This is a genomic window from Pseudomonas sp. SCA2728.1_7, from assembly GCF_018138145.1.
Taxonomy (GTDB): Bacteria; Pseudomonadota; Gammaproteobacteria; order Pseudomonadales; family Pseudomonadaceae; genus Aquipseudomonas; species Aquipseudomonas koreensis_A.
The window spans coordinates 4,056,140-4,068,431 of sequence record NZ_CP073104.1; the positions used below are offsets into that span (position 1 = coordinate 4,056,140).

11 protein-coding genes are annotated in these 12,292 nt (G+C 59.3%); 8 read left to right on the forward strand and 3 right to left on the reverse strand.

The features are described 5' to 3' along the window. Positions 1-74: 74 nt before the first annotated feature. Entirely contained in the window at positions 75-2,126 is a 2,052-nt protein-coding gene (prlC, locus tag KBP52_RS17995) for an oligopeptidase A (protein ID WP_212620676.1), read from the forward strand. Then, positions 2,123-2,410: a YheV family putative zinc ribbon protein gene (locus tag KBP52_RS18000; RefSeq protein ID WP_077575217.1), complete on the forward strand. Its 288-nt coding sequence runs from the start codon at positions 2,123-2,125 to the stop codon at positions 2,408-2,410. Before prlC ends, KBP52_RS18000 begins: the two co-directional genes overlap by 4 nt. 49 nt (positions 2,411-2,459) lie before the next feature. On the opposite strand, the gene KBP52_RS18005 is transcribed toward KBP52_RS18000, so the two are convergent. Continuing rightward, a complete protein-coding gene (locus KBP52_RS18005; RefSeq protein WP_212620677.1) occupies positions 2,460-3,104 on the reverse strand; it encodes a dual specificity protein phosphatase family protein in 645 nt (214 codons plus the stop codon). A 305-nt stretch (positions 3,105-3,409) separates the two neighbouring features. On the opposite strand from KBP52_RS18005, the gene KBP52_RS18010 reads away from it, so the two are divergent. Genes KBP52_RS18010 through KBP52_RS18020 form a run of 3 tightly spaced genes read left to right on the forward strand, consistent with a single transcriptional unit; the run spans position 3,410 to position 7,257 of the window. Further along, the gene (locus tag KBP52_RS18010; RefSeq protein ID WP_212620678.1) at positions 3,410-4,156 is read left to right on the forward strand and encodes a gluconate 2-dehydrogenase subunit 3 family protein; all 747 of its coding nucleotides are present in this window, start codon (positions 3,410-3,412) and stop codon (positions 4,154-4,156) included. 2 nt (positions 4,157-4,158) lie between these two features. Continuing rightward, positions 4,159-5,943: a GMC family oxidoreductase gene (locus tag KBP52_RS18015; protein WP_064116621.1), complete on the forward strand. Its 1,785-nt coding sequence runs from the start codon at positions 4,159-4,161 to the stop codon at positions 5,941-5,943. A gap of 12 nt (positions 5,944-5,955) precedes the next feature. After that, on the forward strand, positions 5,956-7,257 hold the full coding sequence (locus KBP52_RS18020) for a cytochrome c (protein WP_212620679.1): 1,302 nt from the start codon (positions 5,956-5,958) through the stop codon (positions 7,255-7,257). A 69-nt stretch (positions 7,258-7,326) separates the two neighbouring features. Here the strand turns inward: KBP52_RS18020 and KBP52_RS18025 are convergent, their stop codons facing one another. Continuing rightward, the gene (locus tag KBP52_RS18025; protein WP_123593406.1) at positions 7,327-7,629 is read right to left on the reverse strand and encodes a hypothetical protein; all 303 of its coding nucleotides are present in this window, start codon (positions 7,627-7,629) and stop codon (positions 7,327-7,329) included. A gap of 226 nt (positions 7,630-7,855) precedes the next feature. Between KBP52_RS18025 and KBP52_RS18030 the strand changes: the two genes are divergently transcribed. From KBP52_RS18030 to KBP52_RS18040, 3 genes are all read left to right on the forward strand, one after another. Beyond that, positions 7,856-8,914: a PA0069 family radical SAM protein gene (locus tag KBP52_RS18030; RefSeq protein ID WP_212620680.1), complete on the forward strand. Its 1,059-nt coding sequence runs from the start codon at positions 7,856-7,858 to the stop codon at positions 8,912-8,914. A gap of 237 nt (positions 8,915-9,151) precedes the next feature. Continuing rightward, positions 9,152-9,880, forward strand: a complete 729-nt coding sequence (locus KBP52_RS18035) for a carbonic anhydrase (protein ID WP_007911720.1) — start codon at positions 9,152-9,154, stop codon at positions 9,878-9,880. A gap of 90 nt (positions 9,881-9,970) precedes the next feature. Beyond that, a complete protein-coding gene (locus KBP52_RS18040) occupies positions 9,971-11,497 on the forward strand; it encodes a SulP family inorganic anion transporter (protein ID WP_016983437.1) in 1,527 nt (508 codons plus the stop codon). Positions 11,498-11,625: 128 nt separating this feature from the next. On the opposite strand, the gene KBP52_RS18045 is transcribed toward KBP52_RS18040, so the two are convergent. After that, positions 11,626-12,276 carry a hypothetical protein gene (locus KBP52_RS18045; RefSeq protein ID WP_095119633.1) on the reverse strand — a complete coding sequence of 217 codons (651 nt, stop codon included), beginning with the start codon at positions 12,274-12,276 and terminating at the stop codon, positions 11,626-11,628. Between the last annotated feature and the right edge of the window lie 16 nt (positions 12,277-12,292).

A 12,292-nucleotide genomic window follows, 5' to 3' on the forward strand; every position in this document is an offset into this window, starting at 1 on the left:
CTGTCGCCGATAGCTGCGGATGATGCCGATTGTAATTAAGATGGGGCAATGTTTCCCCAGCCAAGGTGCCAACCGTGAGCGTGAACAACCCTCTGCTGCAGTCCTATGACCTGCCACCGTTCTCCACGATCCGTGCCGAACACGTCCTGCCCGCCATCGAAACGATCCTGGCGGACAACCGCGCCGCCATTGCCGAAATCCTCAAGAGCCAAGGCCAGAACCCGACCTGGGCCGGCCTGGTATTGGCGATGGACGAACTCAATGACCGCCTCGGCGCTGCCTGGAGCCCGGTCAGCCACCTCAACGCCGTGTGCAACAGCGCCGAACTGCGCGAAGCCTACGAGTCGTGCCTGCCAGCCCTGAGCGCCTACTCCACCGAGATGGGCCAGAACCGCGAACTGTTCCAGGCTTATGAAGCACTGGCCAACAGCCCTGAAGCCGCCGGTTTCGACGTGGCGCAAAAGACTATTCTGGAACACGCCCTGCGTGACTTCCGTCTGTCGGGTATCGACCTGCCGGAAGCCGAACAGAAACGCTACGCCGAAGTGCAAAGCAAACTGTCCGAGCTGGGCAGCCGCTTCTCCAACCAACTGCTCGACGCCACTCAGGCGTGGACCAAACATGTCAGCGACGAAGCCGCGCTTGCCGGCCTGACCGATTCGGCCAAGGCGCAAATGGCTGCTGCGGCACAAGCCAAAGGCCTCGACGGCTGGCTGATCACTTTGGAATTCCCGAGCTACTACGCAGTAATGACCTACGCGCAAGACCGTGCGCTGCGTGAAGAAGTCTACGCCGCCTACTGCACCCGCGCCTCGGATCAAGGCCCGAATGCTGGCCAGAATGACAATGGCCCGGTGATGGAAGAGATCCTCGACCTGCGTCAGGAACTGGCCAAACTCTTGGGTTTCGCCAGCTTCTCCGAGCTAAGCCTGGCCACCAAAATGGCTGAATCCAGCGATCAGGTGCTGAGCTTCCTGCGCGATCTGGCCAAGCGCAGCAAGCCGTTTGCCGCACAGGATCTGCAACAGCTGCGCGCCTATGCCGCCGAACAGGGCTGCGCCGATCTGCAGAGCTGGGACAGCGGTTTCCACGGCGAAAAGCTGCGTGAACAACGCTACAGCGTCGCCCAGGAAACCCTGCGCGCCTACTTCCCGATCGACAAAGTACTGGGCGGTCTGTTTGCCATCGTCCAGCGTCTGTACGGCATCGAAATCGCCGAACAGAAAGGCTTCGACACCTGGCACCCGGACGTTCGCCTGTTCGAAATCAAGGAAAACGGTCAGCACGTCGGCCGCTTCTTCTTCGACCTCTATGCTCGCGCCAACAAGCGTGGCGGTGCGTGGATGGACGGCGCCCGCGACCGTCGTCGCACCGTCGACGGCGTGCTGCAAAGCCCGGTGGCCAATCTGGTGTGCAACTTCACCCCGGCCGACAGCGGCAAACCTGCGCTGTTGACCCACGATGAAGTGACCACGCTGTTCCACGAATTCGGCCATGGCCTGCATCACCTGCTGACCCGCGTTGATCACGCCGGTGTTTCCGGGATCAACGGCGTGGCGTGGGACGCGGTCGAGCTGCCGAGCCAATTCATGGAAAACTGGTGCTGGGAGCCGGAAGGTCTCGCGCTGATTTCCGGTCATTACGAAAGCGGCGAGCCGCTGCCGCAGGATCTGCTGGAAAAAATGCTCGCGGCGAAAAACTTCCAGTCCGGCCTGATGATGGTCCGTCAGCTGGAGTTCTCGCTGTTCGACTTCGAACTGCACGCCACCCACGGTGACGGCCGCAGCGTTGCGCAGGTGCTGGAAGGCGTGCGTGACGAAGTTTCTGTCATGCGTCCACCGGCCTATAACCGCTTCCCGAACAGCTTCGCGCACATCTTTGCCGGCGGTTACGCCGCGGGTTACTACAGCTACAAGTGGGCGGAAGTGCTGTCGGCGGATGCCTTCTCGAAGTTTGAAGAAGACGGCGTGCTCAACGCAGAAACCGGCCGTGCCTTCCGCGAAGCGATTCTGGCGCGCGGCGGTTCGCAGGCACCGATGGTGCTGTTCGTCGACTTCCGTGGCCGTGAGCCGTCGATTGACGCACTGTTGCGCCACAGCGGCCTGAGTGAGGACGCGGCAGCATGAGTGAGGGGCCTGTGATTACCAAGAAACGCTTTATCGCCGGGGCGGTCTGCCCGGCGTGCAGCGAGCCGGACAAGTTGATGATGTGGAACGAAGACAGCGTGCCGCACCGTGAATGTGTAGCTTGCGGTTACTCCGACACGCTCAACGAGCAAGGTCTGTCGGTACCGAAAGAGCTGGGCACGCGGGTCAACACCAGCGCGCTGAACAAGCCTGCGCCGGACAAGACCGTGCAGGCGGTGCAGTTCTTTCCGAATCCGAAGCTGAAGAAGAAATCCGAAGACTGAGCGGCGGCTTGAAAACCTTCCACGATGCAATGTCGTGGAAGGTCGCGGATTACTTCAGATTGACGGACTGAAACCAGCTCTTCATCGAGCAAGTGGCGAACGCGCTGGTGCTGCAATCGCCATTGGCCAGCGCCGTGCGCAGCTTGTCGACATCGGCCTGCATCACATAGCGCACGCTGTCGCGGAAGTGCCCGCTCTCGCCGAATCCGCCCTGGGTCATCTCGCTCAAGGCATCCTCTTTGCTCCAGCCCTGAACCACCACGCGGTACATCGCCGCCATCAGACCCGTGCGGTCGGAGCCGTGCTTGCAGTGCATCAATACCGGACCGTTGGCTTCGGCAGACTGAATAGCCCGCAAGGTCTTGAGCACATCGGCGTCGTCAACGTGGTTGGTGCGATATGGCAGTTGCACCTGGTTAATGCCGGGCTCGGACAACCAGTTGCTGTCAGCTTCTGGCAGGAAGTTGATCACCGTGGCGACTTTGAGATTTTTCAGCAACGGCACGGCGCCGCCATCCGGTAACGCGCTTCGATAGAGCGTCGGCGACATCTGGAACAGGTTGTATTGCACTTCGACCGGTTGCGCCCAATCAGCGGGACGGGCCGTCGCGGTTGCCGCAGCCTGGGCCGGCAGCCAGTGCAGCAGTGCTACAAGTGATAAACACAAAACAGGGAAAAAATGCACTCGGGACATGCTGGGGTAACCGTGTCGGGGTTCATCGGTGATAGGAACCGCAGCTTCGGCGTTGCGCGGTCAAAGCCCTGTGAGGCGGTTGTCAAAGAATCGTGAATCGGCATGGTTTCATTCACCGTCACGCAGAAAACCGCTGTTTTTTTCCGATGAATCGGTTCATCGAGAAGCTTAGCCTGCTACCATTTGTCACATGATGTTGCAGGCGCGTCCCCTTTTCCTGGGTCAGACCGCTGTCGTCGCGACGAAAAATCCTCAAGCCGTTCGCAGAAGCGGCTGTCCCCTAATGCCTGATGAGGTGCACCCCCATGTCTGATGAAGATCGAGACAACCCGCGGCGTGAGTTTTTGCGCAAATCCCTGACCCTGATTCCAGTGGTCACCCTGGCCGGCACCGGTCTGGGTAGCAGCGTCCTGCAAGCAGCGCCTGAAGCGGCACCGGCTGCGCCCACGCCACAACCGGTTCGGGCTGACGCCAGCGTTTACCAACCGAGTTATTTCACCGCCGAAGAGTGGGCGTTTATCAATGCCGCCGTCGCGCAGTTGATCCCCAACGATGCCCAAGGCCCGGGCGCGCTCGAAGCCGGCGTGCCGGAATACATCGACCGTCAGATGAACACGCCGTATGCCGCCGGTGCCCTGTGGTACATGCAAGGCCCGTTCAATGCCGACGCCGCTCCGGAAATGGGCTGGCAGAGCAAACTGGTGCCCAAAGAGATCTATCGCCTCGGCATCGCTGCCGCGGATCAGTGGGCAAAATCCCTCAACGGTAAAGTATTTGCTGAGCAAGACAGCGCTACCCGAGACGATTTGCTCAAGCAACTCGAAGCCGGCAAACCTCAGTTTGACGCCGTTCCAGCGAAGATTTTCTTCAATCTGCTGCTGCAAAACACCAAGGAAGGGTTCTTCTGCGACCCGATCCACGGTGGCAACAAAGGCATGGTCGGCTGGACCATGATCGGCTTCCCCGGCGCCCGCGCCGATTTCATGGATTGGGTGGAACGCAACGAGCAATACCCCTTCCCGGCAGTTTCGATTCGCGGCGAGAGGGCGTAAGCATGGCAACGGTAATGAAGAAGGTTGACGCAGTGATCGTCGGTTTCGGCTGGACTGGCGCGATCATGGCCAAGGAGCTGACCGAAGCGGGCCTCAACGTGCTGGCGCTGGAGCGCGGGCCGATGCAGGACACTTACCCCGACGGCAACTATCCACAGGTGATCGACGAACTCACCTACAGCGTGCGCAAAAAACTCTTTCAGGACATCTCGAAAGAAACCGTCACCATCCGTCATAGCGTCAACGATATTGCTCTGCCAAACCGCCAGTTGGGCGCGTTCCTGCCGGGTAATGGTGTGGGCGGCGCCGGCCTGCATTGGTCGGGCGTGCACTTCCGAGTCGACCCGATCGAGTTGCGCATGCGCAGCCACTACGAAGAGCGCTACGGCAAAAGCTTTATCCCCAAGGACATGACTATCCAGGACTTCGGCGTCAGCTATGAAGAGCTGGAGCCGTTCTTCGATTTCGCCGAAAAAGTCTTCGGCACCTCCGGCCAGGCCTGGACCGTGAAAGGCCAACTGGTCGGTCAGGGCAAGGGCGGCAACCCCTACGCGCCGGATCGTTCCAACCCGTTCCCGCTGGAAGCGCAGAAGAATACGGTCTCCGCACAGCTGTTCGGCAAAGCGGCGACAGAAGTCGGCTACAAACCCTACAACCTGCCGTCCGCGAATACGTCAGGGCCGTACACCAACCCCTACGGCGCGCAGATGGGCCCGTGCAACTTCTGCGGTTTCTGCAGCGGTTATGTCTGCTACATGTACTCCAAGGCATCGCCGAACGTGAACATTCTGCCGGCGCTGAAGCCGCTGCCGAATTTCGAACTGCGCGCCAACGCCCACGTGCTGCGCATCAACCTCGACAGCACCAAAAGCAAAGCCACCGGCGTGACCTACATCGACGGCCAGGGTCGCGAGATCGAGCAGCCGGCGGATCTGGTGATCCTCGGCGCCTTCCAGTTGCACAACGTGCGTCTGATGCTGCTCTCGGGGATTGGCAAGCCGTACGACCCGATCACTGGCGAAGGCGTGGTCGGGCGTAACTTTGCCTACCAGAACATGGCGACCATCAAGGCGTTCTTCGACAAGGACACCCACACCAACAACTTCATCGGCGCCGGCGGTAACGGTGTGGCGCTGGACGATTTCAACGCCGACAACTTCGACCACGGCCCGCACGGCTTCGTCGGCGGCTCGCCGATGTGGGTCAACCAGGCTGGCAGCCGGCCGATTGCCGGCACTTCGAACCCGCCGGGCACCCCGGCCTGGGGCAGTGACTGGAAGCGCGCGACCGCCGATTACTACACCCACCAGGTGTCGATGGACGCCCACGGCGCGCATCAGTCCTACCGTGGCAACTACCTCGATCTCGATCCGGTGTACCGCGATGCCTACGGTTTGCCGCTGCTGCGGATGACCTTCGACTGGCAGGAAAACGACATCAAGATGAACCGCTTCATGGTCGAGAAAATGGGCAAGGTCGCTGAAGCGATGGGGCCGAAAGCGATTGCGGTAATCGGCAAGAAAGTCGGCGACCACTTCAATACGGCGTCGTACCAGACCACTCACCTTAACGGTGGCGCGATCATGGGCACCGATCCAAAGAAGAGCGCGCTGAACCGCTACCTGCAGAGCTGGGACGTGCACAACGTTTTCGTTCCGGGTGCCTCGGCATTCCCGCAAGGCCTCGGTTACAACCCGACCGGGCTGGTTGCCGCACTGACCTACTGGTCGGCGAAGGCGATCCGCGAGCAGTACCTGAAAAACCCCGGCCCGCTGGTTCAGGCTTAAGGAGCGATGACCATGAAAAATCTTGTTATCGCGACCCTGGCGCTGCTCGGCAGTGCCTCAATTCATGCGGCTGAAGTTGATCAAAGTCTGATCAAACAGGGCGAATATCTGGCACGCGCCGGTGACTGTGTGGCCTGCCACACCGCCAAGGGCGGCAAACCGTTCGCCGGTGGCCTGCCGATGGAAACCCCGATCGGCACGATCTACTCGACCAACATCACCCCGGACAAAACCGGCGTCGGTGAATACAGCTTCGAGGACTTCGACCAGGCCGTACGCCATGGCGTCGCCAAAAACGGTAGTACGTTGTACCCGGCGATGCCGTATCCGTCCTACGCCCGCGTCAGCGAAACCGACATGCAAGCGCTGTACGCGTACTTCATGCACGGCGTCGAACCGGTGGCGCAAGAGAACAAGGCCAGCGATATTCCGTGGCCACTCAGCATGCGCTGGCCGCTGATGGGCTGGCGCTGGATGTTTGCGCCAAAGGTCGAGGACTACAAAGCAACCGGTGACGACGCGGTCATCAACCGTGGCGCGTATCTGGTCGAAGGCCTCGGCCATTGCGGTGCCTGCCATACGCCGCGCGCCTTGACCATGCAGGAAAAATCCCTGAGCGCGGCCGATGGCAAAAACTTCCTCGCCGGCAGTGCGCCGCTGGAAGGCTGGATCGCCAAAAGTCTGCGCGGTGATCACAAGGATGGCCTCGGTAGCTGGAGCGAAGAGCAACTGGTGCAGTTCCTCAAGACCGGTCGCAGCGATCGCAGCGCCGTGTTCGGCGGCATGAGCGATGTGGTCACCCACAGCATGCAATACATGACCGATGCCGACCTGACAGCGATTGCCCGCTACCTCAAGTCGTTGCCGGCCAGTGATCCGAACGATCAACCGCATCAGTACGATGAAAAAGCCGCCAAAGCGCTGTGGAACGGCGATGACAGTGAACGTGGCGCTGCGGTGTACATCGACAACTGCGCAGCGTGCCACCGCACCGATGGCCACGGTTACACCCGGGTATTCCCCGCGCTGGCAGGTAATCCGGTGCTGCAATCGGAAGACCCGACTTCGTTGATCCACATCGTGCTCAAGGGCGGCACGTTGCCGGCGACACACACGGCACCGTCGACCTTCACCATGCCCGGTTTCGCCTGGCGCCTGTCGGATCAGGAAGTGGCGGATGTGGTGAGTTTCATCCGTGGCAGTTGGGGCAACAAAGGTGCGCCGGTCAGTGCCAAAGAAGTTGCGGAGTTACGCAGCGACGATATGAAAACAACGTCCACTGATGATCTTGGCCAAATAACAGATCATCATTAAAAACTGAAACCCTGCATGAACCATTCATGCAGGGTTTTTTAATTACAGATATCGCAACAAACTTCAATCTTACGGATTAACGATACTTACATAGGCTTTGGCCAGGGCAATCAACTTCGCCTTGTCATCGTTATCAATATCGCCATCACCGTCTACATCGTTCTTGTTGGTGCGAACAGTGAATGTCTTGCCACGGTCGCTGGACACCGCCACCACGTAGATCGAGTCGACCAGCGTCTCGGTGGGCAGCTCCTGCTCGGCGTTCCAGCCCAGCTCCTTACGCGCAAGTTGCATCGAAACAACAGTATTGGGCTCCGATGCATTGGGCAACATCAGTTGCATAAAGACGCCACGCTGATTGAGATAAGACATGAATTAAATCCTTTTAATCTAGTTATCGGACAAGTACCGATGGAAGTGGCCAAGACTATATTCGATAACTTGTCGCGACAATGGAACATATGTATCTCGGGTTGTATTTATCCTTCGCACCTCTATATAAACTTTTGAATTCAAAAAGATCCCATCGCTGAACGGTACTGGATCACACCGGGCACGCTCGGGTACTGTATGCATATACAGATCAGGAGCCCGCCCAATGATCAATCCTCTCCCGCCCCGCGGTCGCGGCACCGCGACCAACCCGCACAACCGCTTCGCGCCGAACCGTTCTGTGGCCGAGGATGACGGCTGGTATCAGGAAGTGCCTGAGACTCAGGGCACCGAGGTGATGATCGAAACCGCAAAAACCATCATCACTCGCAACACTTCACCGGATCTGCCTTTCGACCGCTCGATCAATCCTTATCGCGGCTGCGAACATGGCTGCATCTATTGTTACGCGCGGCCCAGCCATGCCTATTGGGACATGTCGCCCGGGCTGGATTTCGAAACCAGGCTGATCGCCAAGACCAACGCCGCCCAAGTGCTGGAAGAACAGCTCGGGAAAAAAGGTTATCAATGTGCGCCGATCAACCTGGGTTCCAACACCGACCCGTATCAGCCGATCGAGCGTGAACACAAAATCACCCGCCAGATCCTCGAAGTGCTGCTGCGCTATAAGCACCCGGTGACCATCGTCACCAAAGGTTCGCTGATCCTGCGCGACCTCGATCTGCTCACCGAACTGGCGCAGCAACGGTTAGTAGCCGTGATGATCAGTCTGACCACGCTCGATGACGAACTCAAACGCATCCTCGAACCGCGCGCCGCTGCACCCAAGGCACGATTGCGCGCGATCCGGGTGATGCGCGAAGCAGGCATTCCCGTTGGTGTGCTGTGTTCACCGATGATTCCAATGATCAATGACAGTGAAATCGAAAATCTGCTCAACGAAGCCCACGCCGCCGGTGCGCAAAGTGCTGCGTACATGATGTTGCGTCTGCCGCTGGAAGTGGCGCCGCTGTTCGAGGAGTGGCTCGCCGCGCACTATCCACAGCGGGCTGCGCATGTGCTGAGCCTGATCCGCCAGAGCCGTGGCGGCGAACTCTACGACAGCCGTTTTGGTGCACGCATGCGCGGCGAAGGGGTGTTCGCCGATCTGCTCGCGCAGCGGTTTGCCAAAGCGATCAAGCGTCTTGGCTTGAATCATCGCGAGGGCTATAACCTCGATTGCACGGCCTTCTGTCCGCCGGGTCGCCAGATGTCTTTGATTTAGCGACAATTGGCCTATGGTTGAGGGGTTGGAATCCTTCCGCCGAACTCACTCAGTCACGTTTTTTGTGACCTGGAACACACGTTCTAGAGCGTTTGATTCAGTTTGAGTTAAGTTTCGGCGGCTACCTTGTTCATCGAGTGACTGACGGGTCGGGATGACCCGGATGTTTAAACAGCCACTGGCTTCATACCGGAATACATGGGAATGACTCCCCTAATCCGCCAAAGAGGATGAATCATGAGTGACAAGGATAAACAGCCGTTGGCTGCGTCGGCGCAAACCCCTGAAGCGGAATCCGCCGATGCAGCGCTGCGACAGATCGTAGACGGCTTTTTGCATTTTCATCATGAGGTCTTCCCACAGCAGGAAGAGCTCTTCAAGAAACTTGCCACGGCCCAGGCGCCCAAGGCGATGTTCATCACCTGCGCCGACTCGCGCATCGTCCCCGAGCTGATTACTCACAGCTCGCCCGGCGATCTGTTCGTGACCCGTAACGTCGGCAACGTCGTGCCGCCTTACGGGCAGATGAACGGCGGCGTTTCCACCGCAATCGAATACGCGGTACTGGCGCTCGGCGTGCAGCACATCATCATCTGCGGCCACTCCGATTGCGGCGCCATGCGTGCGGTGCTCAATCCGGACAGCCTGGAAAAAATGCCCACGGTCAAAGCCTGGCTGCGCCACGCTGAAGTCGCGAAAACCATGGTGCATGAAAACTGTAACTGCGCCGACGAAAAAGAAAGCATGCCGATCCTCACCGAGGAAAACGTCATCGCCCAATTGCAGCACTTGCGTACCCATCCTTCGGTAGCCTCGCGCATGGCGAACGGTCATTTGTTCATCCATGGCTGGGTTTACGACATCGAAACCAGCGAAATCAAAGCTTACGATGCGGATCAGGGCCGTTTCCTGCCGCTCGACGGCAGCCATCCAATTCCGGTGGCGACGCCCAAAGCGCGCTTCTAAATCCTCCTAAACATCTGTGTGGTTTGACGCCGGTCGCTGATTCAGCGACCCGGCCTCGCCATGCCTGAAGAAAACTTCGGGAGAATCGCCATGCGTGCGGCTCAATTGAAAGCGGTGTTGCCACGGGAGCTGCTCGCTTCAGTGGTTGTGTTTCTGGTCGCCCTGCCGCTGTGCATGGGTATTGCGATCGCCTCAGGGTTGCCACCGGCCAAAGGGCTGATCACCGGGATCATCGGTGGTCTGGTGGTCGGTTGGCTGGCGGGTTCGCCGTTGCAGGTCAGCGGGCCGGCGGCAGGTCTGGCGGTGTTGGTGTTCGAACTGGTGCGCCAGCACGGAATCGAAATGCTCGGGCCGATTCTGTTGCTTGCCGGTTTTCTGCAACTGGTCGCCGGCCGCTTGAAACTGGGTTGCTGGTTTCGGGTCACGGCGCCAGCGGTGGTGTACGGGATGCTGGCGGGGATTGGCGTGTTGATCGTGCTGTCACAGGTGCATGTGATGCTTGATGCGTCACCCAAGCCTTCAGGGCTGGATAACCTCACGGCGTTCCCGGCTGCTGTGGCGCAGGCCTTGCCGTCGTTCGGCTGGCAGGCCGGGTTGCTCGGGCTGTCGACGATTGCAGTGATGTGGTTGTGGGAGAAGTTTCGCCCGCATTCGCTGCGCTTCGTGCCCGGGGCATTGCTCGGTGTCGGGCTGGCGACAGGCGCGAGTCTGCTGCTGGCGTTGCAGGTGAAACGTGTTGAAGTGCCGGCGAATCTGGCCGAAGCCATCGATTGGCTGAAACCGGCGGACCTGCTCAGTCTGGCCGATCCGACGCTGTTGATCGCCGCCTTCGCGGTAGCGTTTATTGCCAGCGCGGAAACCTTGCTGTCCGCCGCAGCGGTGGATCGCATGCACAGCGGCGTACGTTCGGACTTCGACCGTGAACTGTCGGCGCAAGGGGTCGGCAACATGCTCTGCGGTCTGCTCGGGGCGCTGCCGATGACCGGGGTGATCGTGCGCAGTTCGGCCAACGTCCAGGCCGGTGCGACCACGCGTTACTCGACGATCTTCCATGGCCTGTGGCTGCTGGCATTCGTGCTGTTGCTGTCGAGTGTGCTGCAAAGCATTCCGGTGGCGAGTCTGGCCGGTGTGCTGGTTTACACCGGGTTCAAACTGGTCGATCTCAAAGCGTTTCGAGGTCTGGGTCGTTATGGGCGCATGCCGATGTTCACCTACGCGGCGACAGCGCTGGCAATCATCTTCACTGACCTGCTGACGGGCGTGTTGATCGGTTTCGGTCTGACGATGTTGAAGCTGGCGTTCAAGGCGTCGCGTTTGAAGATCAGCCTGATCGATCTGCCGCAGGACGGTGAGATGGAGTTGCGTCTGGTCGGCGCAGCGACATTCCTCAAGGTGCCGGCGCTGACGCAAGTGCTGGGCAGTATTCCGCAGGGCACCACGGTGCATGTGCCGCTCAATAATCTGAGTTACATCGACCATTCGTGTCTGGAGTTGCTGGAGGAGTGGGGCCGGGCGAATGCGGCGAAGGGCTCGAAGCTGTTGATTGAGTCGCGGGGGTTGAAGCGCAGGCTTGAGGGACGGATTCGAACCACTACCGGGATCGGCGCGGCCGGCTAAATTTGCTGGTTGAACTCAACCCCTGTAGGAGTGAGCCTGCTCGCGATGGCGGTGGGTCAGTCAACAGAGATGTTGAATGATCTATCGCCATCGCGAGCAGGCTCACTCCTACATTGGATCGTGTGAACTCAGGCAGCAGGCTGGTCCAGTTCCAGACCCACACCCAGTCGGCGGCCCATGCACGGCCAGCGTTTCCACGCGGCGCCGGTGTCCGGGCTGCTGAGTTTTTCGCGGTAGACCTCTACCGATTCCAGGGCAAAACTTTCGTCGTTGAGCATCTCGTCAATGGCGTGATGCACCGCTTCGTCCAGTTGGTTGGCAAATTCCTCACCGATCAATTGGTGAGCAATCAAGTTGGCGACCGTCATGTCCAAGGGGATCAGTGGCTGGCCGAAATGCTTGATGTACAGGTCGTTGACCTCTTCGACAAAACGGTGCGCCAGATAGGCTTCGTCGAGCAGGCTGTCCAGGCCAACGTGCCCGGCCATGATGGCTGGCGGCTGGAGGAAATACTGCTCGGCGATTTTCAGCACCGGTTTGATCTGCGATTCGATTCCCGCTTCCCTGGCAACTTCATTGGCTGCATCCAGCAGGTCTGGCACTTCATCGATATAGGCGGCGACAAAACGCGTCAGCACACCATTGGCGTCGGCTTCCGGCAATTGGATCGCCGGGTGTAAATGAGGCAGCTTGCTTTCCAGCTGACGGGTCAGCAGGCCGGTTTCTTTTTCGTGTTGTTGGGCTTTTTGGATCTGCTCGCGCAATGCGGCGGTGTTCATGAAAACTCCAGGAAAC

Bases quoted from the DNA above. Each gene is read 5' to 3' on its own strand.
- KBP52_RS18040 (WP_016983437.1), top strand. From the start codon at position 9,971: ATGCGTGCGGCTCAATTGAAAGCGGTGTTGCCACGGGAGCTGCTCGCT.
- KBP52_RS18030 (WP_212620680.1), top strand. From the start codon at position 7,856: ATGATCAATCCTCTCCCGCCCCGCGGTCGCGGCACCGCGACCAACCCG.
- KBP52_RS18020 (WP_212620679.1), top strand. From the start codon at position 5,956: ATGAAAAATCTTGTTATCGCGACCCTGGCGCTGCTCGGCAGTGCCTCA.
- KBP52_RS18000 (WP_077575217.1), top strand. From the start codon at position 2,123: ATGAGTGAGGGGCCTGTGATTACCAAGAAACGCTTTATCGCCGGGGCG.
- KBP52_RS18035 (WP_007911720.1), top strand. From the start codon at position 9,152: ATGAGTGACAAGGATAAACAGCCGTTGGCTGCGTCGGCGCAAACCCCT.
- KBP52_RS18010 (WP_212620678.1), top strand. From the start codon at position 3,410: ATGTCTGATGAAGATCGAGACAACCCGCGGCGTGAGTTTTTGCGCAAA.
- KBP52_RS18025 (WP_123593406.1), bottom strand. From the start codon at position 7,629: ATGTCTTATCTCAATCAGCGTGGCGTCTTTATGCAACTGATGTTGCCC.
- KBP52_RS18045 (WP_095119633.1), bottom strand. From the start codon at position 12,276: ATGAACACCGCCGCATTGCGCGAGCAGATCCAAAAAGCCCAACAACAC.
- KBP52_RS18015 (WP_064116621.1), top strand. From the start codon at position 4,159: ATGGCAACGGTAATGAAGAAGGTTGACGCAGTGATCGTCGGTTTCGGC.
- KBP52_RS18005 (WP_212620677.1), bottom strand. From the start codon at position 3,104: ATGTCCCGAGTGCATTTTTTCCCTGTTTTGTGTTTATCACTTGTAGCA.